The 25,543-nt window shown below is 46.6% G+C and carries 21 protein-coding genes; 3 read left to right on the top strand and 18 right to left on the bottom strand.

Features of this window, described 5'->3' with window-relative positions:
- Window positions 1-133: 133 nt before the first annotated feature.
- The 8 genes from AR543_RS12935 to AR543_RS12900 form a co-directional block, all read right to left on the bottom strand.
- Complete coding sequence (locus AR543_RS12935; protein ID WP_060534915.1) at window positions 134-1,597, bottom strand: sensor histidine kinase; 1,464 nt, start codon at window positions 1,595-1,597, stop codon at window positions 134-136.
- Window positions 1,594-2,292, bottom strand: coding sequence for a response regulator transcription factor (locus AR543_RS12930; RefSeq protein WP_060534914.1), 699 nt, complete (start codon window positions 2,290-2,292; stop codon window positions 1,594-1,596). Before AR543_RS12930 ends, AR543_RS12935 begins: the two co-directional genes overlap by 4 nt.
- A gap of 27 nt (window positions 2,293-2,319) precedes the next feature.
- Window positions 2,320-2,832: a GNAT family N-acetyltransferase gene (locus AR543_RS12925; RefSeq protein ID WP_060534913.1), complete on the bottom strand. Its 513-nt coding sequence runs from the start codon at window positions 2,830-2,832 to the stop codon at window positions 2,320-2,322.
- A 26-nt stretch (window positions 2,833-2,858) separates the two neighbouring features.
- The gene (locus AR543_RS12920; protein WP_060534912.1) at window positions 2,859-3,401 is read right to left on the bottom strand and encodes a GNAT family N-acetyltransferase; all 543 of its coding nucleotides are present in this window, start codon (window positions 3,399-3,401) and stop codon (window positions 2,859-2,861) included.
- A 39-nt stretch (window positions 3,402-3,440) separates the two neighbouring features.
- Window positions 3,441-3,872 carry a GNAT family N-acetyltransferase gene (locus tag AR543_RS12915; protein ID WP_064505583.1) on the bottom strand — a complete coding sequence of 144 codons (432 nt, stop codon included), beginning with the start codon at window positions 3,870-3,872 and terminating at the stop codon, window positions 3,441-3,443.
- Between the two features lie 56 nt (window positions 3,873-3,928).
- Window positions 3,929-4,483, bottom strand: a complete 555-nt coding sequence (locus AR543_RS12910) for a GNAT family N-acetyltransferase (RefSeq protein WP_060534910.1) — start codon at window positions 4,481-4,483, stop codon at window positions 3,929-3,931.
- Between the two features lie 237 nt (window positions 4,484-4,720).
- A complete protein-coding gene (locus AR543_RS12905) occupies window positions 4,721-5,413 on the bottom strand; it encodes a phospholipase D-like domain-containing protein (RefSeq protein WP_060534909.1) in 693 nt (230 codons plus the stop codon).
- Window positions 5,414-5,842: 429 nt separating this feature from the next.
- Entirely contained in the window at window positions 5,843-6,265 is a 423-nt protein-coding gene (locus AR543_RS12900; RefSeq protein WP_060534908.1) for a chemotaxis protein CheW, read from the bottom strand.
- Between the two features lie 341 nt (window positions 6,266-6,606).
- Between AR543_RS12900 and AR543_RS12895 the strand changes: the two genes are divergently transcribed.
- Window positions 6,607-7,581: a glycoside hydrolase family 43 protein gene (locus tag AR543_RS12895; protein WP_060534907.1), complete on the top strand. Its 975-nt coding sequence runs from the start codon at window positions 6,607-6,609 to the stop codon at window positions 7,579-7,581.
- A gap of 95 nt (window positions 7,582-7,676) precedes the next feature.
- The gene (locus AR543_RS12890) at window positions 7,677-8,957 is read left to right on the top strand and encodes an MFS transporter (RefSeq protein ID WP_060534906.1); all 1,281 of its coding nucleotides are present in this window, start codon (window positions 7,677-7,679) and stop codon (window positions 8,955-8,957) included.
- Between the two features lie 802 nt (window positions 8,958-9,759).
- Here the strand turns inward: AR543_RS12890 and AR543_RS12880 are convergent.
- From AR543_RS12880 to AR543_RS12870, 3 genes are all read right to left on the bottom strand, one after another.
- Window positions 9,760-11,682, bottom strand: coding sequence for a beta-glucoside-specific PTS transporter subunit IIABC (locus tag AR543_RS12880; protein WP_060534905.1), 1,923 nt, complete (start codon window positions 11,680-11,682; stop codon window positions 9,760-9,762).
- A 281-nt stretch (window positions 11,683-11,963) separates the two neighbouring features.
- The gene (gene licT, locus AR543_RS12875; protein ID WP_060534904.1) at window positions 11,964-12,812 is read right to left on the bottom strand and encodes a BglG family transcription antiterminator LicT; all 849 of its coding nucleotides are present in this window, start codon (window positions 12,810-12,812) and stop codon (window positions 11,964-11,966) included.
- A 246-nt stretch (window positions 12,813-13,058) separates the two neighbouring features.
- Window positions 13,059-15,320, bottom strand: a complete 2,262-nt coding sequence (locus tag AR543_RS12870; protein WP_335582692.1) for a glycoside hydrolase family 3 N-terminal domain-containing protein — start codon at window positions 15,318-15,320, stop codon at window positions 13,059-13,061.
- 252 nt (window positions 15,321-15,572) lie between these two features.
- Here AR543_RS12870 and AR543_RS12865 point away from each other — a divergent pair, with 252 nt between their 5' ends.
- Complete coding sequence (locus tag AR543_RS12865; RefSeq protein WP_060534903.1) at window positions 15,573-16,856, top strand: helix-turn-helix domain-containing protein; 1,284 nt, start codon at window positions 15,573-15,575, stop codon at window positions 16,854-16,856.
- Between the two features lie 21 nt (window positions 16,857-16,877).
- Here AR543_RS12865 and AR543_RS12860 read toward each other — a convergent pair whose 3' ends face one another.
- From AR543_RS12860 to AR543_RS12830, 7 genes are all read right to left on the bottom strand, one after another.
- Window positions 16,878-17,789, bottom strand: coding sequence for an NmrA family NAD(P)-binding protein (locus AR543_RS12860; protein WP_060534902.1), 912 nt, complete (start codon window positions 17,787-17,789; stop codon window positions 16,878-16,880).
- Between the two features lie 183 nt (window positions 17,790-17,972).
- The gene (locus AR543_RS12855; protein WP_060534901.1) at window positions 17,973-20,414 is read right to left on the bottom strand and encodes a glycogen/starch/alpha-glucan phosphorylase; all 2,442 of its coding nucleotides are present in this window, start codon (window positions 20,412-20,414) and stop codon (window positions 17,973-17,975) included.
- Window positions 20,415-20,451: 37 nt separating this feature from the next.
- Window positions 20,452-21,555, bottom strand: a complete 1,104-nt coding sequence (glgD, locus tag AR543_RS12850; RefSeq protein WP_060534900.1) for a glucose-1-phosphate adenylyltransferase subunit GlgD — start codon at window positions 21,553-21,555, stop codon at window positions 20,452-20,454.
- Between the two features lie 20 nt (window positions 21,556-21,575).
- Complete coding sequence (locus AR543_RS12845; RefSeq protein WP_060534899.1) at window positions 21,576-22,706, bottom strand: glucose-1-phosphate adenylyltransferase; 1,131 nt, start codon at window positions 22,704-22,706, stop codon at window positions 21,576-21,578.
- A 166-nt stretch (window positions 22,707-22,872) separates the two neighbouring features.
- Window positions 22,873-23,430, bottom strand: a complete 558-nt coding sequence (locus tag AR543_RS12840; protein ID WP_060534898.1) for an imm11 family protein — start codon at window positions 23,428-23,430, stop codon at window positions 22,873-22,875.
- A gap of 266 nt (window positions 23,431-23,696) precedes the next feature.
- The gene (locus AR543_RS12835) at window positions 23,697-24,875 is read right to left on the bottom strand and encodes an acetoin utilization protein AcuC (RefSeq protein WP_060534897.1); all 1,179 of its coding nucleotides are present in this window, start codon (window positions 24,873-24,875) and stop codon (window positions 23,697-23,699) included.
- Between the two features lie 34 nt (window positions 24,876-24,909).
- Window positions 24,910-25,542 carry a GNAT family N-acetyltransferase gene (locus tag AR543_RS12830; protein ID WP_060534896.1) on the bottom strand — a complete coding sequence of 211 codons (633 nt, stop codon included), beginning with the start codon at window positions 25,540-25,542 and terminating at the stop codon, window positions 24,910-24,912.
- Window position 25,543 lies beyond the last annotated feature (1 nt).

The following is a 25,543-nucleotide window of genomic DNA, read 5'->3' as shown; positions in this document are numbered from 1 at the left end:
CTGTTCCTCCCTGCATAATTGTCCCTTGTATATCGTTTGACGACTCTATGAATTCAATACGTATGCTGTAACTTTGCTATCATGAATCCACAGCTGGTCCAATCGTATATATTTCTTTCCAGTATACAGAGGTTCAATTAGAATTCGCTGAGAAAGAAGGCATCGAGGTCGGCGCTTCCGGCAAAGTCAAAATAGCACTCGTTCCTTGTCCAGCAACACTTTCCAGACGAATCGAAGCACCCAATGCTTCGGCGATTCGCCGGGCAAGAGTCAGGCCGAGGCCTGAACCACCCGTGTCCTGACGAACCCTCGCTTCGTCCACCCGGTAGAACCGGTCGAACACTTTATCCAGCTCGGCTGTCGGTATACCGATTCCATAATCGATAATTTTGATACATCGGTTGGAAGTGACGGCTGCCGTATGCTGACGCTTGCCTGAGGTGCCTTGCTGACGCGGCGTATGATCAAGAGACAGTTCGATAGTGATATCATCCACGCTGTACTTGCGTGCATTATCCAGCAAAATAAACATCATCTGACGCAGCTTGCCTGCATCGGTCTGGACAGAAAGCAGGTCCGGCTGCTGCTCCAGCTGTGGATCTACCCGAATCTCGATCCGGCGATGGTAGGCTGTATCAAACTCTCTGGCAAGCTGCTGTGCCTGTTCCAGCAGATCAACTGGCTCTACTGTCAGATTCCACTGTTCTTCGTGTCTTGCCAGCATCAGCAGCTGCTCGGTCATTTCCTTCATACGAACGGCTTCGGAATGGATAGCTTCTACTGATTCCGCAAATAGTTCAGGACGATCCATGCCACGGCGTTTTAACAAACTGGCATAGCTCTCGATAATCGTCAGCGGTGTACGCAGTTCATGCGAAGCATTGGAGACAAATTGCTTTTGCTTATCATAATTACTTTCCAGCAGATCCATCATGCTATTAAACGTGGCGCTCATCTCATAAAGTTCATCGCTGGAAGCTGACGGCATGGTTAACCGTTGAAACTGTCCGCTTCGACGAATATCCCGCATTGTAGCCGTAATCGCAGCTATCGGACGAATAATAATCCGCCCAAGCACATGACCAGACAGAAATACCGGAATCATCGCCAGCCCGGTTACGATCAACAGTACAATCCGCAGAGCACGCAGGTATTCACCGGTCTGGCGTAGACTCTCGGTGATCTGAATATTGATAACCTGTCCGTCATTCCAGATTACAGGTACCGATACAAATACATAACGCTGCTGCTCATAGGTAATAATCTCTGCTGTACGTTCTTGCAGATATTGTACAGGGCGCTTAGCTAGCTGCTGTTGATCGGCTGATGTCACGAGCAGTGTATTGCTGCCTGTCTCGCGTACGATCCAAATCATCCCTTCTACCGGAACATAAGCTCGTAGCAAATCGGCAGCAGGCGTATCTACCGATGACTGGCGCATGTTATCCGCAGTTTTGTTTGTCTGCGACTCGATCCGGCTCTGCTGCTGTTGAAGCGTCATTGTACTGAATACAATATAGACAATCAGATTGGTGGTCAGAAACAACAGGGCAAATAATACGGATGAGTACAGATGAATCTTGGTACGCAGCTTCATGTGTTATCACGAAGTACATATCCTACACCGCGAACCGTATGAATCAATTCACGATCATATCCTTCGTCCACCTTTTTGCGGACATAGCGTATGTACACATCCACTACATTGGTATCCCCATAGTAATCATAGCCCCAGACTCCAGCCAGAATCTGGTCCCGGTTCAGTACCTGACGCTGATTACGCAGCAAATAAGCCAGCAGATCGAATTCTCTGGGGGTCAGCTCGATAGAATGACCATTTCGCTCCACTTCACGAGTACCTTCATTCAGGCGAAGTTCCCCGGCCGAGAGCCACCCGGCATCTTCCGGTATAGCTGCTGCCTGCTGTTGTTCACGCAAACGAAGTGCGGCGCGAATACGTGCCAGCAGTTCTTCAATCTGAAATGGCTTGGTCACATAATCATTGGCTCCGAGATCCAGCCCGGATACTTTGTCTTCTACAGAATCCTTGGCTGTCAATAAAATGACCATGGTTGACGGATCATTGGTGCGTATACGACGCAGAATCTCGATACCACTCATCTCCGGCAGCATAACATCCAGCAGGATGAGATCCCAACTGTCCTCGCGATACATATCCCAGGCCTGGGCACCGTTATAAGCCTGAGACACTTCATACCCTTCTGCCTCTAGCTCGATCTGCAGCAGCCGGGATATTTTATGTTCGTCTTCTACGATCAAAATGCCTGACATATGAAGCCTCCTCTATCGTCCATCCTTTTATTCTTTCATGATTTTCTGGTAGCTGGCAATATCGAGCCAGCGATCAAATTTACGTCCGATCTGCCGAAAATGGGCGCATTTCTCATACCCATGACGTTCAAACAAACGGATACTGTTTATGTTCTCTGTACATACGGTAGCAACCAGCACATGGAATCCACTCTCGGCAGCGGCTTCTTCCAGAAAGCAAAGCGCCTGACTGCCCAGACCCTGACCGGTCTGGTCCGGATGAAGATAAACGGTGACTTCTGCCGTTGTATCATAGGCCTGCTTGTTTTTGTGCGGAGTCACCAGTATATAACCGGCAATATCAGCAGAAGCTTCTCCACTGCGAATAATATAGGATTTGTAATGAGCCGGTACATTCATCAGCTGCGCCCGCATCTGTTCCAGGGATAACGGTTCAGTATGAAAAGATACTGTTGTATTCAGCACATAATAATTGTAAATGGCTAAAACTTCCGGTACATGCTGTTCCTGTATCGGCTCAAATTGGATCGTCATCGTCATGATCAATATCTCCCCGTCCTATCAAATTATAAACTATAATGCATAATCCATTGCAGTCCGACAATTCCTTGTCGGCGCATTCCATGATCGACAAATCCGCTATGAATATACAGCTGCTGGGCCGGTTCATTTTTTACGTTAACAGCCAAAATGAGTTCTCGGATCTTCGGAAAATGCTGCCTTACCCAATCCGGTAGCTGGCGCATTGCCTGTCCCGCATATCCACGTCTCTGCTGGTGATAATCGATCAACAATGCCCGAATAAGCATAAGTTCCGGTAAGGAGGTACTGGTGTAAGATCGGTAAGATCCAATACCGCTGCCGATATGTAAAATAAAGAACCCCACCGCTTGCCCGGCAGCAGTAATGACTACCGGATAGCGATCAGGATCGGTCAAAGCCCGTTCAAGCACTTCTACCGGCAGAGCTGTAAAACGATGCTGTTCTGCCGGCAGTTCAAATTTCTTCAATGCTTCCAGATGCCCCGGATGATAGAACTCCATCTTGACCTCCGGTACAGACGAGGTCGAAGATGGAGGCTGAGATGAAGCAGATGGATCAGGTAACATATTTGACACTCCTGTCTTCAAAAAAGTACATGCCAACAATCAATACTCGACAGATCGGCTACAATGAAATCTCTCGACACCAGGATACTTTTCTCCCAGACTGCTTATAACAAATCCACTACGTCGATAAAACCCAACAGCTTCCTTGTCCGTCTCTGCAAACAGCTGAATATGAGGATAATCCCTGTGGTAAGCCTGTATCATTTGCCTGCCGATTCCTACATGCTGTTCATCAGGCATTACTGACAAGTGAGCAATCTCGTGCACAACCGAACTGTGAACATGGATACCCATCATTCCGGCAAGCCGCTCTGCCTGCACCCATCCATATAAATGAAAAGGATCACCCAATCTATATTGTGCATAGACCTGTTCTGTACGATACGGATTCCCCATAGATAGACCCAATAGCTGTAGAACAGTCTCCTCATAATCGCCTTTGTGCAGAAGGATTAATGGTCCGTCAGCCATGATCTAGCCTTAAATATACCGCACAGATAAGAACTGGTTGATCTATCCAATGATGCTTATTCATGTGTTATCCCGGCATAGAGCTTAACATCATGAAATCTGCCTTTGGCATACAGATGTTTGCGCAAAAGACCCTCGTACTGCATACCCAGTTTCTCCAGCACCCGGCCGGAACCGATATTTTCCGGCATACAGCGTGCTTCGATTCGCATCAGCTTCATCTGCTCCCGGCCAAATTGCAGAATAGCTTCCATGGCTTCGGTCATATAGCCCCGATTCCAATACGGACGTGCCAGTACATAACCTACTTCTGCGCGAAACTGCCTGATATTCCAGTCGATATAACCTGCGGTTCCAATCATTCGTCCGGACTCTTTATCCTGAATAGCCCAGGGCGCAACTTGTCCTTCGGCATACGTACTCAGCAAATATTCAATAAAATTATCCGCATCGTCAATTGTCTGATGCGTATGCCAGGTCACATAACGCGTGAGTTCCGAGTCTGATCCATATTGGTACATATCTTCCCGATCTTCCTTTGTTACCGGACGCAGCAGTAGCCGCTCCGTCTCCAATACCGGCAAATATCCGAATACATCTTCCACGCGCATATTCCACACTCCTTCGCTATTATGTACCGACTGTGAACCTTTTCCAAAATACAGTGTGTTCGCTAAAGATTATTTCGTATTTTATCACAAATAAAGCTTGCATTGCTCTCTTATATTTGCGGATAAAATGAACAAGACTGCCCCGGACGGGACAGTCTTGGAATCCATGCTATTTTGCTGACTTTTGTTATGATTTTACAGATTATTTTATTCTAGTCAATCGCAACAAGCTGCAGGTCAATTTCCTTTCCATTCCCGATAACGCTCCTGATCGTCCCACATTTTTGTGAAAATCGTATTCCATTGACCGGTCAACGCTGCATCATGAATAGCCAGCAGTACTTCATCATTCTCTTCGCTGGAAGCACGGGTATAATTGAAGGAACCTACAAGCGCTGTTTCTCCATCTACCAGCATTAGTTTCTCATGCATTTTGCCTTCAAACGTATTGATTCTAATCGGTACCCCTGCATCCACCAATCGCTGCAAATCGTCCAGATTGACTTTGGACTGATCGCTGATAATTCGTACCTGCACGCCGCGCTCTGCTGCTTTGGCAAGCGCTTTGACAATAGAACCACGCGATAAATTATACATTGCCAGATCAATAGACTGCTGGGCATTATTGATCGTCTTCAGTACCATTTGTTCTCCATCTTGTCCCTGTGAAGTAAATATATAATCAATATTCGCTGCATTTACAGCAGCAGACACGGATGGACTCGATCCAGCTGTTGCGGACACGTTGTTTTCGTTCGCTTCGGATGCTGTATTTTCCTGTGCAGCAGCTGCGTTAGTACTCTTCTCAGTAGAAGACAGATCGGACGAACAGGCACTGAGCACCAGGGCGCTACCCAATACCAGTACAGCCAATTTATTGATTCGCCAGAATCGTACGTTCCGGCTTGTAAACAGGTGATACCATTTCATAATTAATAATCCTTTCTATCGTTTCAGTGCTATGCTGAACGTTTTTTCTGCAGCATGTCATTGTATTCGGACTATAGTGGCATAAGCTTAGTTACTGTACTATCTATGAGACAATTCTTTTAGTATACGTTATATGACAGGATTTTGTCATGCCAAGGCTTCTTTCTAATCCAATATGTCTTCTATCTATTCTTATATCTATAGATAACACACATATCGCACAAATCAGCGGATGGTATATATATTTGCGATTTAATGAGCAGCTCTCGTTTTTTCTATTTATCAGAAACAATAATATTACGCTGCCTTATACATATCTATTTGTGACGATATTCAATTGGTTAGTCCACCTTTGTTCATCTATCACAAAAAGCCCTGCCTAAAATCAGACAGAGCTTTTGTAAATGACAATTATCGGATAACAAAGGATTATACGTAGGAATTGCGTGTGTAAGACAGCAGAATTTCAACGTTTACGATAGGCACGATGTTGCCATTCGATTCAAAAGCATTTGGCAGAATATCACGGCTGTTCACTTCCGGATTCTCGCGCAGATCAGATTCATCAATAATAGCAGTATTATCAAGTTCATCGACCAGCAGGGCAACACGGGAGCGACGCAGCAGAATCATTTTATCGGTTTCTTTGGGACTGTCATAAGACACGGCGAGCAGCTTCCGCAGATTTACGAGTGGATAAAGGGAACCACGAACCGTGATCAATCCTTCATGCCAGTCTTCTGCAAACGGCAATGGTGTTCCTTTTTTGGCCGGTTGAATCTCATCAATTTCATTAAAGTTAATCGCATAAGGCTGACCCGCCACATAAAAGACAATAAGTTCGATTTTCATATTTAATTGGCTCCTTGAATGTATTTCTGGCTTATGCATATGCATTTATAACTTATATCGACCAAATCATCATATTTGTTTAATTATTTATTTTTTATCTCAATTGTACGTACAACATTAATATAATATTGCTTTTTTATAAAGCTTGTCCTACAACATTATGGATTCAATATTGCTTTCTTGAAAAAAAAGTGCTAGGATTTAATCAAGTTATGTATGTACTTATTTATTATTAACATTTTTATTAATTAAACTTGTACGTACATTATTTTTATAATATTCATGTAAGCGTTACCTGAATATTGTAGAATGGTTCAATTTGAAAAAGGAGTGGGGAAACTATGAATTCATCTCAAACATTTAAAAATCCGATTGTCGAGCAGCGTGCTGATCCATGGGTGTACAAACATACGGATGGCTACTATTACTTTACAGCATCTGTACCTACCTATGATCGTCTGGAGATTCGTCGCTCTACTACGATCCAGGGTCTGGGAGATGCAGAAGCTGTAACCGTATGGCGCAAGCATGACCATGGTCCAATGAGTCAGCTGATCTGGGCACCGGAAATTCACTATATCCACGGTAAATGGTACATCTACTTTGCTGCTGCAGATGTAGACCATCCGGTCAATGATACATTCAACCACCGCATGTATGTCATCGAAACGGATGCGATTAATCCGCTGGAAGGCGAATGGGTAGAAAAAGGTCAGGTTATCACCGAATGGGAATCTTTTGCACTGGATGCTACTACGTTCCAGCACAATGACAAGCTGTACTATGTATGGGCACAGCGTGATTATGATATCCCGGGTAACTCCAACCTGTACCTGTCCGAAATGGAAAACCCATGGACACTGAAAGGTCCACAAATTATGCTGACCAAACCGGAACTGGAATGGGAAGTTATCGGATTCCTCGTGAATGAAGGACCGGCTGTACTTAAAAAGAACGGCAAAATCTTTATTACTTACTCTGCAAGCGCTACCGACATCAACTACTGCATGGGTCTGCTGAGTGCAGATGAAAACAGCGATCTGCTCGATATCAATTCCTGGCACAAAGCCGATCAGCCTGTATTCCGCAGCGCACCGGAAAACGGACAATATGGTCCCGGTCACAACAGCTTTACTCGTTCCGAGGATGACCAGCACGATGTACTGATCTATCATGCTCGTAACTACACAGAGATTGTAGGCGATCCGCTGCATGACCCTAACCGTCATACTCGTGCCCAACTGATCGAATGGAATGAAGATGGTACGCCAAACTTTGGCAAACCGGTACCGGACGAAGGATTCGTTCACTCCTGATTCAATAAACAGAAACTATACTGTGATTTGCTCACTCGCCTGAATATTGTATACAAATAGAGACAATGCTTCATATTGGATAGGAGGTTTACATCATGAAATTACCTAAATGGAATTTCTGGAATTTTGGCGGTCTTTTCTTCTTCTACTTCTTGATCTGGGCAGTTGTACTGGCCTTCCTGCCGATCTGGCTCAAAGAACAGGCAGGTCTTGATGCAGGTCAGACTGGTCTGGTCTTCTCCGCGATCTCACTGATCGCACTTTGTTACCAGCCGTTTTTCGGGGTTATCTCCGATAAGCTGGGCTTCCGGAAAAATCTGTTCTGGTTCGTTGTTTGTGCAGCCCTGTTGATGGGTCCTTTCTTCACCTGGGTATTTATTCCGATCCTGCAATTCAACATCTGGGTAGGCGCTATTATTGGTGGTATTTACCTCAGTGCCGTGTTCCAGGGTGGTGTAGGTGTTGTAGAAGCCTATATCGAACGTGCGAGCCGTGCCAGCTCGATTGAGTATGGACGTGTGCGTTTGTTCGGTTCTATCGCAGGTGCTACAGCTACATTGATTGGCGGTATGATGTATCTGGCCAATCCGATCAGTATTTTCTGGTTTGCATCCGCTTCGGCGGCTGTGCTGGGTATTCTGCTGCGTACAGCCAAAGTGGATACATCTTCTTCGGCCGCTGCAGCTGCTGATCCGGCAAGTGATGGTGGCGAGATTACCAAAGAACGGGTCTTCTCAATCTTCAAACTGCGTAATTTCTGGTTCCTGTCCCTGCTGATTGTAGGTACAGCGAGTGTCTATGATGTATTTGACCAACAGTTCCCGAACTATTACAACCAATTCTTCCCGACCACAGCGATTGGTACACAGCGTTTCAGTGAGCTGGTCTCCCTGCAGACAGCCATCGAGGCTGTACTGATGATCTTTATGCCATGGATCATTAACAAGATTGGTGCCAAAAATGGTCTGATTCTATTCGGTATTCTCACCTTTGTACGTATCTTTGGAAGCGCTGTTGCAACCGATACCATTTCCCTGTCTCTACTGCGTCTGATCGCTGCTGTGGAAATGCCGCTGCTGCTCGTATCCATCTTTAAGTATATTACTGGTGTATTCGATGTCAGACTATCCGCTACCATTTATCTGTTGGCCTTTAACTTTGCCAAGCAGGCTGCTATCGTAATCTTCTCCAGTATTGCAGGTAATATGTACACCAATATTGGATTCCAAAATACGTATTACTTCCTGAGCGCGATTGTACTGGTGATTACGATCATCTCGATCTTCGGTCTCTCCAATGACAAGAAGCATCGTAGTCCAGTGGGTACAGTCCAGCCAAACAGCAAGCCCAATATGGTCGCTTCTCCTAAAATGTAAACGCTATTTGTAAGCGTTCTTTGTAAGCGATTCAAAGTTGAAACAAACCCTTTCCCATTTATGGTGAAGGGGTTTGTTTTTTTACTGGAATTCACTTGAATCATTTATGCAATCTGGTACAATGTGGTAGTATCCTGCGCAATTCGCCAGGTCTTATTTTATTTGTACAAAGGAGTTACTAACCTTGAATTCATCTGTAAAAGACCGAATTTATACGGTACTGGGCATTGCCATTGTCTGGGGCGGCGTTGTTCTTATCAAAGCATTCAGCGGGGATCTGTAAGCATAAGCAGTCGCTCTGTTTCTATGTTCTAGCAGCGGCAGGATGAATAAAGCCTGCTATTACTTTTTTATCAGCTACAAATCTAAAGCTTGACCAGCATGGCTGCTGTCCTTGGATACGGCATTCGCGCTGATTAGGCTTTTTCTGCTTGTCATCCAGTTGGTGGTGCATATGTCTAGTAACGTTCATCCTAAATTGCAACTAACTATGTATAGAAATACAAGCTGTCTCTGTCTCTGTCTCTGTCTCTGTCTCTGTCTCTGTCTCTGTCTCTGTCTCTGTCTCTGTCTCTGTCTCTGTCTCTGTCTCTGTCTCTGTCTCTGTCTCTGTCTCTGTCTCTGTCTCTGTCTCTGTCTCTGTCTCTGTCTCTGTCTCTGTCTCTGTCTCTGTCTCTGTCTCTGTCTCTGTCTCTGTCTCAAGGATTATGGTGTATCGCCTGGCTGTTGTCTATATACAAAATAAAAAGCCGTGAGACTACAGTTATCCTGTAATTCTCCCGGCTTTTTAAGGAAATTTGATTTAGTTCAGTTTGTAGAGCGGCTGGCCTACCTGAGTGGTAGCGTGACCTGCCGGTTCCAGATTATTGTAGTTCTGAATATTCGTTACGATAACTGGTGTAATCGTCTCATAACCATCGGCACGAACAGCTTCCAGATCGAATTCCATCAGCAGATCGCCGATTTTTACTTCCTGGCCTGCCTGGGCATGAGGAGTGAAATGCTTGCCTTTTAGTTTCACGGTATCGATCCCGATATGGATCAGCATCTCGGTACCTTCCTCGCTGACCAGACCGATGGCATGACCGCTTTTGGAGACGGAGAATACGGTACCATTCACCGGAGAAACCACACGACCTTCGGAAGGTTCAATGGCGACACCTTTACCCATAATCTCCTGGGCAAATGCCGGATCGGGAACTTCACTAAGCGGCTTCACTTCACCACTCAGCGGGCTCATAATCTGTGCCGGAACCACAGCAGACTGCTGGGATTCGTGGTCAATCAGCGTTGCGGCTACAGCGCTTGTATCTGCGACTGCAGGAGCTGTGATCTCTTCAGTCACGGCTTCCGCTTCAGCATCCTGTTCACTGTCTTCCTGGATGCCCATAAAGTAAGTCACTACAGCTGCAACTACCAGAGCGATTACGCCACCGATCAATGCATAGACCAGTGTACTAATCTGCGGACTGATAAACGCTGCGATACTCGGCAAACCGACCAGACCGGTAATTACGTACGATTTAACGTGCATAATACCCATAAATGCACCACCTGCAGCACCACCGATCAGTGCAGCAATAAATGGCTTTTTGAATTTCATGTTGACCCCGTACATTGCTGGCTCGGTAATCCCCATAGCAGCTGTCAATCCTGTTGAGTAGCCAAGCGATTTTAGTTGTTTATTCTTCCCGCGCAGACCTACTCCCAGTGCTGCACCCGCTTGCCCCAGATTGGCTGCGAACATAAGCGGAATAATAAAATCATACCCAAGTGCTGTAATAGAACCGATAACGATTGGTGTTAGTGCGTAGTGCATACCGGTAATAATCAGCAGCGACATTGTTCCACCAATCAGAATACTTGCTACCACAGACATATTATCGAACAACCATGTAATACCACCGGATAATCCGCTACCGATCAGGGAACCAAGCGGCCCTACTGCGATCAATGTGAGCGGTACCATAATTAACAGAGTTACCGTCGGTACGATCAGTAATTTGACGGAGGCGTGAGTAATACGGTCTACTGCTTTTTCTACATATGAAGCGATCCAGATTGCGATAACAATCGGAATAACGGTCGAAGAATACGTAGCTGCCAGAACAGGCAGACCCGCAAAGGATACGGTATCCCCTGGTGCGAGCAATGCTGTAATCGTCGGGTGCATAATAGCGGCGCCAAGTGCTGCTCCGATATACATATTACTGCCAAGCTTGCGTGCCGCACTCACTGCCAGGATAATCGGCAGGAAGTAAAAGGCCCCGTCACCAATTGCAGACAGAATAATATAGGTGGAACTCTGATCGGACATCCAGCCAACAGCGACGAGAATCGCGATAATCCCTTTGATCATGCCTGCACCGGTAATCGCTGGCAGAATCGGTGTAAACATACCGGAAATGAAGTCAAATAATGCGCTTACGGGATTACGTTTCTTTTTCGGCCGGTCACTGCTGGTTTCCATACGTTTGCCACCGGACATCGCGCCGGATAATTCTTTGTAGACAGCGGCTACATCGTTGCCGATAATCACCTGGAACTGTCCTCCATTTTTCATAACACCCATAACACCCGGTGTTTTCTCCAGTTTGGCTTTGTCTGCCTTGTTGTCATCATGCAGATTGAACCGCAGCCGTGTCATACAGTGTGTAACCTGATCGATATTCTCTTCCCCACCGACCAGCTGCAATACGTCTTTTGCTACTTTTGCTTTATCCATGTCAGACACTCCTTTTAATGGAACAAACGTTATTTATTGTATTTTTTGTGCATATAAAAAAACCTAAATGAGGATGAATGAACCGCGGCAGCCTGTAAGCTGGTGGTATGTATCATTCAACGACATTTAGGTTTTGCCTACCAAAAGTAACAATCCCTGCCGGGTATTATGTTGTCCTGGCGAATTACGCGCTTTCATCTTGCTGAATATCATCGTATCGATGATTATGGTTATTGCTGCTTATCTGCTTTCTATTTGCTATAACCGCTCTGCTCTGCTTGTTATACCTGCTCTGCATTTTCTTTTTTGGTAACTCTCTCAATATGAATAGTCAGATAAAGCAGCTCTTCATTGGACAGGTCCCGCTGATGAATCTTGCGAGTGTAATCCTGAATTTTCAATGCACAGGCATATGCCTGAGGATACTGCGATTTTACCATATCATGCAGTGGGCTATCCCCCTGATCACTCGCAGCACCGCTCACTACACGCTGGGCAAAAAATTTGAGATGAGTCAGGAAACGAAAATAGTTGAGCGATTCCTCATCCAGCTCGATTACAAAATGCCGGGTGACAATACGAAGCACATCCTTGACAATATTGGTCATGCTTACCGTCTCGCTCATTTGGCCGTTCAACTGGGAATTCACAAAATGCAAAGCGATGAATCCGCCTTCATCTTCGGGAAGCGATACGCCCAGTTTGTCTTCGATCATCTGCAAAGCTTTGGTACCGATAAAGTATTCTTTGCGATACAGCTTTTTGATTTCCCATAGTAGAGCATTTTTGATTTCCAGTCCCTGCCGATGCCGTTCAATAGCAAAATGGATATGGTCTGTCAGCGAAATATAAATGCTGTCATGCAGCTTACTGCCCAATACAGTCTGCGCATACTGGATAATCTCATCCGAGCATTCCATGTATTCAATCGGAATATCCGATAACAGGGTCATCAACTTGTCCGACACTTCCTGGCTCTCCAGCTTGAATACCTTTTCAATTTTCGCTTCATCGACAAGGTCATCCGGATGTTTCTTGAATCCGATCCCCCGGCCCATGACGACCAGTTCCTGTTTGCCAGGATCTACAACGGTGACGACATTGTTATTCAGAACCTGCGATATCTTCATTCTCATCACCTTTTTTTATAAAAATACTTAAAAAGGCAAAACCAAAAATGACATGCATGTCAGTTTCGGTTTTGCCTGATTACTCAGTAACAATCCGTGTTTTGGTTTCTATACATTTATACTAACATAGGCGACAAAAAATGACAACCACCTTTGTAAGCCTTTTCTACTGCTGGATATCAAGCAGTTTGTATAGGGATTAATTACCCGGTGATGCGTATTTTTACACCATATTGTCGAAAAAAATTATTTGAGTAGTTCGAAAGTCTGCTCCAGTGTATTGCCGGAGTGTGTCCCTACGTATACTTTAAACTCGCCTTCTTCGGCTGTCCATTCCAGTCTGGCATTGCAGTATTCCAGATCCTGCTCGGTGATCACAAACTCGATTTGTATGGATTGCTGTGGAGCCAGCTGGACTTTGCGGTATCCTTTTAATTCTTTTACCGGACGTACTGTCGTGCCGTACAGATCCTGAATATACAGCTGGGCGATCTCTTCGCCAGCCATGCTGCCTGTATTGGTCACTGTAACAGTCACGGTAATCTGCTCTCCACTCTTCATCTGCTGACGATCCAGCTGCAGATCGGAATAACTGAACTCTGTATAGCTCAGTCCATAACCAAATGGATACAGCGGATCATTGGGACCATCCAGATATTTGGAGATGTACTTTTCATCCTGATTCTCGGCGGTTAATGGACGGCCTGTATTGAACCGGTTATAGTAAATGGGAGACTGACCGAGATGTTTGGGAAAGCTCATCGTCAGCTTACCGGTTGGATTGTAATCTCCTGTCAATACATCTGCAATCGCATGTCCTGCCTGAGAGCCGAGGAACCATGTCTCTACAATTGCATCCACATTTTGCTCATACCAGTCGAGTACCAGTGGACGACCATTGGTGAGTACGAGTACGACCGGTTTGCCGACAGCAATGACCGCTTCGGCCAACTGCTGTTGAACGGCAGGAATAGAAATATCCATACGGGATGCTGCTTCTCCGGACATTTCGCTATGCTCGCCCAGTGCCAGCAGTACGATATCTGCGGCTTCTGCTGCGCGAACAGCCTGTTCAATGCCGCCTTCTATCGGATCATTCACGCCGCTGCCTTCGGCATACAGCAGTTGATCTTCTGCGATTCCTTTGGCGGTTAATCCTTCCAGCAGGGTTACGGTTTCTTCTTTGTAGCGGGAGAACTGCCATGTACCTAGCATATCCTTGCTATCGGCAAAAGGACCAATGACTGCAATTTTCTGTGTACCGGCTATAACCGCTTCTGTCTGAAGAGGCAGTGTCTGATTTTCGTTTTTGAGCAGTACGATTGATTTACGGGCAAGCTCGCGGCTGGCCTGCAAATGATCGGCATGGAAGTGATATTCTTCTTCTTTTTCAGGACGGATATAACGGAATGGATCGTCCATGATACCGATTTTGTATTTGTAAATCAGGATCCGGCGTACCGCTGCATCAATCTGCGCTTCCTGGACTTTGCCTTCTTCAATTAATTGTGGCAGATAGTTCTCATACAGCTGTGTGACCATCTCGATATCCATCGTGGCTTCCAGAGACTGGCGAGCCGCATCTTTGCGGTCACGAGCAGCGCCGTGAATATAAATCTCATCCACTGCACCATAATCCGAGATCAGCATGCCATCGAATCCGAGTTCTTCGCGCAGCAGATCATGCAGGATAAACTTGTTACCCGCAACAGGAATGCCATTATAAAAGTTAAAAGCATTCATAACCGAAGCGGAGCCTGCTTCCAGACCTGCCTTGAATGGTGGCAGATACACATTGCGCAGCGTCCATTCCGACATATCAACCGTATTATAATCACGTCCTGCCTCAGAAGCACCATAACCGATAAAATGCTTCAGACAGGCAATCAGTGTCTCTTCGCTAAACAGCGTATCTCCCTGGAATCCCTCGACCTGAGCACGTGCGATCAGCGCACCCAGATACGGATCTTCGCCTGCTCCCTCCATCACACGGCCCCAGCGGGCATCGCGGCTAATATCTACCATGGGTGCATGATTGTACGTAATACCGGATGCTGTTGCTTCTTTGGCTGCGATCATACAGGCACGCTTGATCTCCTCCAGATCCCAGCTGCACGCCCAGGCGAGCGGAATCGGGAATATGGTCTGATAACCATGGATAACGTCAGCATTAAACATCAGTGGAATCCGCAGCCGGGACTGCTCTACCGCCAGCTTTTGCAAATCAAAGGTACGGCGGCTGTTAAATGCGCCCAGAATAGATCCTACGCGTCCTTCACGGACAAGCAGTTCGGTCGGATCCGCTTCGATCTCTCCACCAAAAGCAAATTCGGAATCGGCACATTGACTCATTTGGCCAATTTTCTCGGCCAACGTCATCTTGCCAAGCAGCTGCTCGACAGATTCGCGGATATTTTCATCACTGCGGGGAGTTACATTCTGCTTGCGATATGGAGCAACCAGTTCAGATAGCTCTGCATGTATGTTTGTTTTTTGACTATTCATCATCGTATCCCATCTCCTGTGTAATGATAAGTTGGACCAGACGTTGTAACTATACGGAACGATTGGATTATGATTGAGTTAATCCGCTTGTGTATCATTATGGTGATGTCCGTATTGTCTGGATAAGGCAATAAGCTCATCTCTAATGTAGGCTTATTCGTAGTACATTTATGGTATTATTCTTCGATTTTTAGTAAAATAACCACAAATACATAGAGAGCTGCTTGTTCAAGCGAGTGATGGAGGGGATCAACAATGAATACCGAGTTTCTCGGTTTGCTTCGTTTTATGATGAAAATGCTGTATGTGGAATACCATATGCCTATGTATATTCTGGATATGAACGGGGAAATGATTGATGAATATCCGATTCAGCCTTTTAACCCCTTGTATGCCGATAAGCTGCAAGGGCTTGCCCTGCTCACAGCCCAAATACCCGACGATTATCCGGCAGTAAAAGCGACCAATTTTCTGGAACAGTATCTGATGATCCCGCTTCACCAGGACGGCATGCGACAGGGCACACTTGTTGCCGGTCCCTTTTTCCATGCGATTGTACCGGAAGAACTGGTAAAAGGTATTATCCGGGATTACCATCTGACTTTTCGCCAGCAGGACAATGTGCTGGAATTTTACCGGCGGGTACCGCTGATTTCCAAGGAACGAATTTATAATGCAGCCGTGATGATTCATTATATGCTGTATCAGATTCAGCTTGATATCGCAGAGGTAATCCAGCATACGCTATATATCGATATTGTACCTGGCGAGCTGCCTGCCGTTCCCGATGAGCCGCCTTCGCCCTATGATAATTATGAACAGCATTCCCAGACGTCTTACCACCAGAATCCGGAAATGGAAAAGGTCTTCCTGCAGTACATCCGCGAGGGACGCAAGGAAGACCTGGTGAAATGGGAACTGGGATTTCCTACCGAAAAACTGGGCGTACTATCCAAAAAAAGTCTGCTGCGCAGTGAGAAAAACTTGGCGATCTGCTCCATTACACTCGCTACCAGGGCTGCAATGGATGGTGGAGTCAATGCCGAGATTGCCTATACCCTGAGCGATCTGCATATTCAGGCGATTGAAGAATGTCAGACTCCTGCCGAAGTAAAAATCGCTCTGCAAAAATGCCATACCGACTTTGTCGATCGTGTACTGGAGTGCCAGCGGCAGCGCTATTCGGAAGAGATTAATATTTGCCGGAATTATATTTTCAATCATCTGTATGAACCGATCCATCTGCATCAGCTGGCAGATGCTGCCCAGCTCAATGCCGACTATCTCTCGCAGGTATTCAAGCGTGAGACCGGCGTATCACCGGTTATGTACATTCAGCAAGCACGCATCGAGGAAGCCAAGCGGCTGATCGGACTGTCCGTTCACTCCCTGGCAGAGATTGCAGCTATGCTGCAGTTTCATGACCAGAGCTATTTTACGAAAATATTCAAAAAATACGTCGGTATCACACCGAAACAGTATCGCAAAAACCCGACAGGTGGTGAACGTGCAGCATTAAATGCACATCAGCTGGCTTGATCTGAACAAGATCATAAACAGCTATTCATTACGAATATGATTGGATAAAATCTGTTTTGCCGAAGTCCATTGGATATCTGGATAACGATCGTTGTCAATCTGATGAAGTTTGCCTGCGCCGGTAAACATGCCGTTCATATACTGCATACCCTGCCAGGCTGGGAACGCATCCTGTTGCTTTCTATCAAACAGGCGCGCTAATGCGGTCAATCTTTCCAGACGCTTGTGTCCGCCTGCGCGCAGCAGACGATACTGCTGACCACTGAGTTCATTCATAATGGTTACCAGCTGGCTGGCACTCACCTGATCACCGGCTATCTGCAAAAAGCGTGGTGTATCCGGATCCAGAGCAGCCCGTGCAGTATAGGCCGCTACATTATCCTTGGTTGTAAAGTCCATCAGCTGGTCTGCATTTTCCCAGTATAATATACGCTTGTAACGAAATAACACAATCGGTGCCATACCGGTCAACAGTTCGCCAAATGCTCCGTTCAAAATAGAGGTCGTCTTGATCGGTGTCTTATCCAGCTGCTTCATAAATTCACGGCGCAGATTCAGATTACGATTGGACCCTTCCGGCAAATTCCGGTAATCCATTGAATAATCCGACGGGATAAAACGGGGAACTCCTGCCTCTACAGCAGCATTCAGCAGCAGTGTCTGAGTGCCTATCATCACATCACGTAATCCATTCAAAACCGAGACGACACAGGATACATCCTCACATGCATTCCGCAGCGCTGTACTATCCGTGTAATCGATCGGAACCGTCATGACTCCCAACTGGTGCAGGTGTTCCAGTTTGTTCGCTGAGGTACCGGGACGGACAATAGCTTTGACTGTTGCTCCTTGCGCAATAAGGGCTTTGGTAATACGTTCACCGAGATCACCGGTAGCTCCGGTCAGTAGTATGGTTGTACGGGAATTATTCAAAAAAAACAGCCACCTTTTTGGATATAATTTTTTGGGACTGCAGACTGTGTAGGCTGCATGATTTGCGTGTACTATGCTTTATGCTGACAACTATGCTTTTATGCTGAATAATTGAATAGCTGTCTTTTGCATAAAACAACCCTCTCTCCTGCTATCTGTGTGCAGTGTGAGAGGGTTGTTGTTTTACTTGTTCACCGGATGAATTTTCCAGATTTCGGATGCATATTGTCCAATCGTGCGATCACTGGAGAATTTGCCGGAATGGGCAATATTATGAATCGATCGTTTCAGCCAGTCTTTCTGATTGCGATAGGCTGCTTCGATCTGTACATGGGATTCAGCGTAGGAATCAAAGTCCTTGAGCATAAAGTACTCATCATTGCCATCCAGCAATGACCGATACAGGGAATCAAACTCATAGGAATTCTGGGCAAAAGCGCCCGGAGTGACCAGCTGATCGACCACTTCCTTGATTCGTGGATCGCTGTTGTAGATATCCCGTGCATTGTAGCCTCCATGCTGATAATAGTTCATCACCTGATCTGCCGTCAGACCGAACATGAACATATTCGCGTCTCCCAGCATCTCGTACATCTCCACATTTGCGCCGTCCATCGTACCGATCGTCAGTGCTCCGTTCATCATCAGCTTCATATTACCGGTACCGGAAGCTTCCTTGCTCGCTGTAGAGATTTGTTCACTGACATCCGCAGCAGGAATAATTTTCTCTGCCAGGGACACTGAATAGTTTTCCAGGAAAAAGACATTCAGCTTATCCTTTACATCCGGATCATTATTCACTACATTGGCTACCGTATTAATCAGCTTGATCGTGCTTTTTGCCAGATAATAGCCTGGTGCCGCTTTGGCTCCAAATATAAAGGTACGTGGCACCATATCGTGGGATGGCATCGATTTGAGCTGATTATACAGATACATGACATGCAAAATATTCAGGAATTGACGCTTGTACGCATGCAGACGCTTCACCTGTACATCGAAGATCGATTCGGTATTTACGACTGTTCCATACTTCTGCTCGATATAGGAAGCCAGATGTTGCTTGTTATGCTGCTTGATCGCAGCCGCCTTTTCCTGGAAAGCCGCATCTTCACTGTACTTGAGAATACCGACCAGTTCCTGCGGATGCGTGATCCAGCGGCTACCGATCGAATCGCTGATCAGATCGCACAGTTCGGGATTGGCATGCATCAGCCAGCGGCGATGGGTAATCCCGTTTGTTTTATTGTTAAAACGCTGTGGATACAGCTCATAGAAATTGCGCATTTCCCGCTCTTTGAGAATATCTGTATGCAGTGCTGCTACACCGTTAATACTGTGGCTACCGGCAATTGCCAGATGCGCCATTTTGACCTGATCATCATAAACGATAGCCATATGCGCCACACGGTCCGGATCATCCGGATACTTGTCCATCAGCATTTTGCAGAAGCGGGTATTGATCTCGTCGATAATCATATACACACGCGGCATCAGCTCACGGATCATCTGTGCTGGCCATCTCTCTAGCGCTTCGCTTAGAATCGTATGGTTCGTATAGGAAACCGTACGGCAGGTAATATCCCAGGCCGCATCCCATCCATAACCCTTTTCATCCATTAGAATACGCATCAGCTCCGGAATTACCAGAGTCGGGTGCGTATCATTGATATGGATCGCGATCTGATCCGGCAGATGATCATAGCTCAAGTTGAGCTTGTCATACGTACGCAGAATGCTCTGCAGCCCGGCAGAACAGAGGAAGTACTGCTGCTTTAGACGAAGCAGACGACCTTCGTAATGACTGTCATCCGGATACAGGAATTCAGAGATCGATTCGACCGAGCGGTTATAATTCAGGTAATTATAGTAGTTACCGCCGCTTGCCATATTACGATTGGCCATCTCACGTACCGGCTCTGCACTCCACAATCGCAGCGTGTTGATATGATAGTCGGGATTGCTGCCTTTGTAGCCAATGACCGGCACATCATACGGTACCGCCCAGACCGCTTCATAATCGCGAGTGGAGAAGTACAGTTCGCCATCTTCTTCACGTGTCTCCACCTGACCGCCAAAGCGAACTTCTACTTTGCGATCGGCGCGGCGAACTTCCCATTCAAATCCTTTTTGAAGCCAATCATCCGGCAGTTCTACCTGATTGCCGTCGACAATTTTCTGTTCAAATAGTCCATACTGATAGCGTATTCCGCAGCCATGGCCGGCATAACCGAGCGAAGCCAGGGAATCAAGGAAGCAGGCAGCCAGGCGGCCGAGACCGCCGTTACCCAGACCTGCATCTGCTTCTTCCTCTTCTATCTCCCCGAGTGATATACCCAGATCTTCCAGACCTTCCTTGACCGTCTTCAGCATGCCCATATTCAGCAGGTTGTTACCAAGTAGACGACCAATCAGAAATTCAAGCGACAGGTAATATACCTGCTTCTCCTGATCCTGACGCAGCTCACGATTGGTAGCTGCCCACTCCCGGCCGGCAAACTCGCGCAGCATCCGGCTCAGAATCGTATAGACATCTTCATTGGATACTTCATCCAGCGGCTTACCCAGCTTGGAGACAACGTTGTTCTGAAAGATCTGTTTGAATTCTTCTTTATTTTTAAACAAAAGTGTATTCCTCCTGCAGTCAGATTAGCATCAGCGTTTACAGAGAAGTACTTTTGGCAGTTACATAAGGATGTTTCACATCACCGATCAATGTACGATCGTGGGTGATCTGTACATCTTTGTCGAGAATTACATTTTCCAGTACGGCTCCCGACTCAATCGTGCATTTCTGCAAAATGATCGAGTTAACCACTTTGGCACCCTTCTCGACTTTGACACCGCGGAACAGAATACTGTTATCCACTTCGCCGCCAATGACACAGCCATTGGCTACCAGGGAATTATGCACCTGCGCAGACTCCAGATACTTGGCCGGAGCTTCGTATTTGATCTTGGTCTGAACCGGATTCTCGCGGAACAGCTGATGGTAATTATCCGGGCAAAGCAGGTCCATGCTGTTTTTGTAATAGCTTTCTACGGAGTTAATGACCGCATTGTAGCCTTTATATTCATAACCAGCGATTTTCAGATGATTCGGATTGTTCTGGATCGCATCACGGAAGAAATAGCTTTTACCATGGGCGATGCAGTAATTCACCTGCTCCAGGTACAGATCCTTGCTCATGATAAATGCTTCCAGATAAATATTCGGATGATCCAGTTCCTGGTGGATATCGGTAACAAATCCACTTTCATCTACTTCAACCCGGCGGCAGGCTGCATGCTCAGGCATCAGCTCGTCAGCTTTTTTGTAAATAACCGTTACATCCGCGCCTTTTTCCAGATGATAGGCATAGACGTCCTTGTAATCAATTTTGTTCACATGCTGGGTACCGGTGTGGATAATAATATCGCCGGTACTGCGATGGAAGAAATCCATATTATTATGGATATGCTGCAGATCTCCTGTCGATGTATCGGTCGGATCATGCCAGTCCGGAGGCAGGATGAACAATCCGCCGCGCTTGCGATCCAGATCCCATGGTCTGCCTTCCCCCAGATGATCCATCAGAGAACGGTATTTGCGGCGGACAAACAGCGAGATGTCCTGTGCGCCTGCATACATCATGTTGGACAATGCAAAGTCAATCAAACGATAACGGCCAGCAAACGGAACTGCCGCGCCGCAGCGGAAATAGGTTAATTCCTTCAATTGATCCAGTTCATGATCGAGATTAATAACGCCTACAAATCCTTTCATTGCAGTCACCGTCCTCTATATTATGATTCGTTGGTTACGAGCATGATTTCCTTTTCATCCGTACGTTCCACGCCGATCTGTGCTCCATCTTCCAGCACCATATCTTCGTTGACAATCGCTTTGTGGATACGTACATTTTTGCCAATCTTGACGCCAGGCATAATTACGGAATCCGTGATAACACTACCTTCACCGACTTCCACATTGAAGAAGAGAACGGAGTGCTTCACTTCACCGTGAACGACGCAGCCTTCGTTGACAATACTGTCCTGTACAACCGCCGAAGGTGCAATATACGCTGCAGGCTGATTTGGACTGCGTGTGAAGATTCTCCAGTTCGGATCATTCAGATCCAGCTCCGGCTCTTCGGACAGCATGTCCATGTTCGCTTCCCACAGGCTCTCGATTGTACCTACATCGCGCCAGTATCCTTCGAATGGATAAGCGTATAAGGTTTTGTTATCGCCAAGCAGTAATGGAATCAGGTCTTTACCAAAGTCATAAGAGGAAGCGGGATCTTGCTCATCCTTGATCAGATAGGATTTGAGCACATCCCATTTAAACAGATAGACACCCATAGAGGCCAGTGTACTTTTCGGGTTCTTTGGTTTTTCATCGAATTCATAGATTTTGAGGTCATCGTGGGTATTCAGCATACCGAAACGGCTGGCTTCTTCCAGCGTGACATTCACGACAGAGATCGTGCAGTCTGCATTTTTGGCTTTATGGTAATCAATCATTTTCTGGTAATCCATTTTGTAGATATGGTCACCCGACAGGATCAGCACATGCTCGGGATCGAAGCTCTCCACGAACTTGAGGTTGCGGTAGATCGCATCTGCCGTACCCTGATACCAGCTGCTGCCTTCCTGGCGTTCATGCGGTGGCAATACGAATACGCCGCCGTTTTTGCGATCCATATCCCAATCGTTACCGACTCCTATGTACGCATGCAGGAGTGTCGGCTCATATTGTGTCAGAACACCTACAGTATCAATGCAGGAGTTCGCGCAGTTACTGAGCGGGAAGTCAATAATCCGATACGTTCCGCCAAAATAGACGGCTGGCTTTGCCAGTGTTCTGGTCAAATCTTTCAGTCTCTTGCCCTGTCCGCCGGCAAGTAGCATAGCAACTACTTCTTTTTTACTCATGGGAAAGCCTCCTTGGTGTGAGTTGTCATATTCTTTACCTGAAATACGATAACGCTGAGAGACTAATACTGAATTACATTTGAGCCAGATCATTACCGCTTAAAAAGGGGAGACTTCCTCGTGACGCATCGGATTGTAACCGCCGTCCATCGTAAGATGGTAGAGCTTACAGATTCTCTTGAAAACGAATGCCTGTAATACTCTCGGCATGGCAGGCTTCCACAAATTCTGCCGAAGCCACGATCAGGCTGATATCCTCATTAGAGCGAACCAGACCGTGTCCTTGCAGTGCGTCAGGCCGGAAAGCCACCGAAATAAAGTGTGGCGGACTGCCGTGTACGCCCGGAAGCAGCGGTACATACACCGATTCTTCCATATCCAGACAATTGATCACACTCGTGATGTTGGGAACCTGAAATCCTTTGAGCGGTTCGCCATTGACCGTTACCTCGGCATCAATCAACTGTACATCCCTGGGAGCGTATTTGCGGATCAAAGATGCCAGACGCGGACCAATCAGATCCGGTCCATCCGTCATGAACCAATCAAAATGGAGCAGACGGCCAAGATCAACCTCTCCCTGAAGATGAAACTTCGGGGATTTGGCCCAATCTTTTTGCACCGTACCCTTTTTAAAGTTCAGATGATCCGGTGAATCGTGAAAGCTGTACTTGAACCAATAACGGTCCGGGTAAATCTCTGCCGGTAGCAGGATATAACACATAGGCATCTCTTCCTTTCGAGAACGGCAGGTAAATCATAGATATAAAGAAATGATTCAATAGCCCTAATAATAATGATGCTATGGTATATTTCTACATCGAGGCAGCATTAACCTTCAAATTCAAAACGCATTTGTACATTTCTTCATCTATTTTCCTTATTTGTTGCTGCCTGTCTTCCCGGCACTGCTTATATACCCGAAAAAACCGTTATCGCCACTTTTTTACAAAAGGATTTTCGGCAGGACGTTCACCATTTTTATATTTTCTATCTTAAATAGGAAGCCGCCAGTTCGCTGATATACCGATTTTGGCGGGTTATTTCCTCTCTGCGCGGCATTTCTTGCCAGCGCTGCACATCGTCCAGCCAGGTAGTTGGCAGTTCCACCGGACTCTCTTTTTGCCATCGTTCGAGCCATGTGGCTGGCAGAGAAAGCAGCTTTCTTGTTGCCATTTCCTTCATCAGTGGATGTCCGCTCATTTCCAGCCATACGAGCGACCATGCCCTCGGTACAACGCGCCAAATATCATATCCGCCTCCGCCCAATGCCACCCAGCGTCCTTCACACCATGTATGGGCCGCCTCATGGATCATACGCGGCATTTGCCGGTAGATCTCCATGGAGCAGTGAATATGGGACAGGGGATCAAATGCATGGGCATCACAGCCATGCTGGCTGATAATAATATCCGGTCGCGCCCGCTCCATCACCCGAGCCAGCGTCATCTCAAAACATTCCAGCCAGGAAGCATCTTCCGTATAGGGCTCGACGGGTACATTGAGTGTAAAGCCAAATCCTTCTCCTGCTCCACGTTCTTCTACAAGTCCTGTACCCGGAAACAGATATTTACCTGTCTCATGAATCGAATACGTAAACACATGCGGATCGGTATAAAAGCACATTTCCACGCCATCTCCATGATGCACGTCGGTATCAATATACAGCACTCGTGCACCATACTGCTGACGCAGATGAGTAATCGCCAACGCTGCATCATTATAGACGCAAAATCCGGCACTCTTCTGTGGCATGGCATGGTGAAGTCCTCCGCCCAGATGCAAGGCATGGCGATATTGGCCGCTCATCACCAGATCCGCGGCATACACAGAGCCTGCTGCGATAGCTGCAGCACTCTCATGCATACCGGGAAAATACGGATTGTCTCCATGATCCAGACCATATTGAGCTGCATTTTGCAGGGCTTCGGCAGAAGGTGAAGGAATACTCAACTGCTTGACCGCTTCAATATAGCCCGGAATATGAATCTGTTGCAGTAAATGCTCATCGAGAGGCTGATCCGGTGTCAGGATGCTCGAAGCTGGCAGCGCGTCAGCCTGCTGTAGCAGATCCATGGTTAATACCAGCCTGCGCTGATCAAACGGATGTCCCTGATGAAATATATATTTTAGACTATCGGGATGGTGTACATAGACAGCATCATTCATCACCTTCACTCCTCTCTCGTATGTTTATTAAATCTCAATACATAAACCGCTGATGAAAGCGAATCCGGTCAAAAGCTTCCACCGAGGACTGGGGAACTTTTTTGCCGACCCGAACCATCAGACAATTTGCCGGATGGGAACAAATCTCCGGATCATCGGTAGCAAACCAGACCATATCTACATTCTTCATCAGCTTCTCCATCATTTTGCGATAATCCCATACGCTAAGACCTGTATTCTCCAGATCCCAGTGCCAGTAATATTCAGTTGTGAATACGATCATATTATCGAGCTGCTGCTCCCGAAAAGCGAGCTGAATCAGCTTTTTCGCAAGGCCGAGGCCGCGATATTCATTGGCAATCTCCACAGCACCCAGTTCGACCAGATCCTCCATATTGCCTTCTGACCAGCGTTCGTATTCATCAGGATAATGAAAAGTAACGTAGCCTATAATCTGATCCTGATCGGTCGCCATAATAATGCGCCCTTCCGGCAAACCGGCAATCTCGATCAATGCTTCCTTTTGCTCTGCTGGCCGCCGGAAAGCATCCAGTTCGGCATGCATCCGGCAGGTCTGAATCTGCTCCGGCGGCACAGGACCTTCCAATACCAGGGAGCCGTTCTCCGTATGAAGTATTTCCTTTTGCCTAATTTTCAAATGATTCATA

The sequence above is a fragment of the Paenibacillus bovis genome, from assembly GCF_001421015.2.
Lineage (GTDB): Bacteria > Bacillota > Bacilli > Paenibacillales > Paenibacillaceae > Saccharibacillus > Saccharibacillus bovis.
The sequence above is the reverse complement of the archived record's forward strand: the minus strand, read 5'-3'. Positions and strand labels throughout refer to the sequence as shown.

Coding starts and splice junctions, on each gene's coding strand:
- AR543_RS12935 (WP_060534915.1), bottom strand. CDS start 1,597: ATGAAGCTGCGTACCAAGATTCATCTGTACTCATCCGTATTATTTGCC.
- AR543_RS12930 (WP_060534914.1), bottom strand. CDS start 2,292: ATGTCAGGCATTTTGATCGTAGAAGACGAACATAAAATATCCCGGCTG.
- AR543_RS12925 (WP_060534913.1), bottom strand. CDS start 2,832: ATGACGATGACGATCCAATTTGAGCCGATACAGGAACAGCATGTACCG.
- AR543_RS12920 (WP_060534912.1), bottom strand. CDS start 3,401: ATGTTACCTGATCCATCTGCTTCATCTCAGCCTCCATCTTCGACCTCG.
- AR543_RS12915 (WP_064505583.1), bottom strand. CDS start 3,872: ATGGCTGACGGACCATTAATCCTTCTGCACAAAGGCGATTATGAGGAG.
- AR543_RS12910 (WP_060534910.1), bottom strand. CDS start 4,483: ATGCGCGTGGAAGATGTATTCGGATATTTGCCGGTATTGGAGACGGAG.
- AR543_RS12905 (WP_060534909.1), bottom strand. CDS start 5,413: ATGAAATGGTATCACCTGTTTACAAGCCGGAACGTACGATTCTGGCGA.
- AR543_RS12900 (WP_060534908.1), bottom strand. CDS start 6,265: ATGAAAATCGAACTTATTGTCTTTTATGTGGCGGGTCAGCCTTATGCG.
- AR543_RS12895 (WP_060534907.1), top strand. CDS start 6,607: ATGAATTCATCTCAAACATTTAAAAATCCGATTGTCGAGCAGCGTGCT.
- AR543_RS12890 (WP_060534906.1), top strand. CDS start 7,677: ATGAAATTACCTAAATGGAATTTCTGGAATTTTGGCGGTCTTTTCTTC.
- AR543_RS12880 (WP_060534905.1), bottom strand. CDS start 11,682: ATGGATAAAGCAAAAGTAGCAAAAGACGTATTGCAGCTGGTCGGTGGG.
- licT (WP_060534904.1), bottom strand. CDS start 12,812: ATGAAGATATCGCAGGTTCTGAATAACAATGTCGTCACCGTTGTAGAT.
- AR543_RS12870 (WP_335582692.1), bottom strand. CDS start 15,320: ATGATGAATAGTCAAAAAACAAACATACATGCAGAGCTATCTGAACTG.
- AR543_RS12865 (WP_060534903.1), top strand. CDS start 15,573: ATGAATACCGAGTTTCTCGGTTTGCTTCGTTTTATGATGAAAATGCTG.
- glgD (WP_060534900.1), bottom strand. CDS start 21,555: ATGAAAGGATTTGTAGGCGTTATTAATCTCGATCATGAACTGGATCAA.
- AR543_RS12845 (WP_060534899.1), bottom strand. CDS start 22,706: ATGAGTAAAAAAGAAGTAGTTGCTATGCTACTTGCCGGCGGACAGGGC.
- AR543_RS12840 (WP_060534898.1), bottom strand. CDS start 23,430: ATGTGTTATATCCTGCTACCGGCAGAGATTTACCCGGACCGTTATTGG.
- AR543_RS12835 (WP_060534897.1), bottom strand. CDS start 24,875: ATGAATGATGCTGTCTATGTACACCATCCCGATAGTCTAAAATATATA.
- AR543_RS12830 (WP_060534896.1), bottom strand. CDS start 25,542: ATGAATCATTTGAAAATTAGGCAAAAGGAAATACTTCATACGGAGAAC.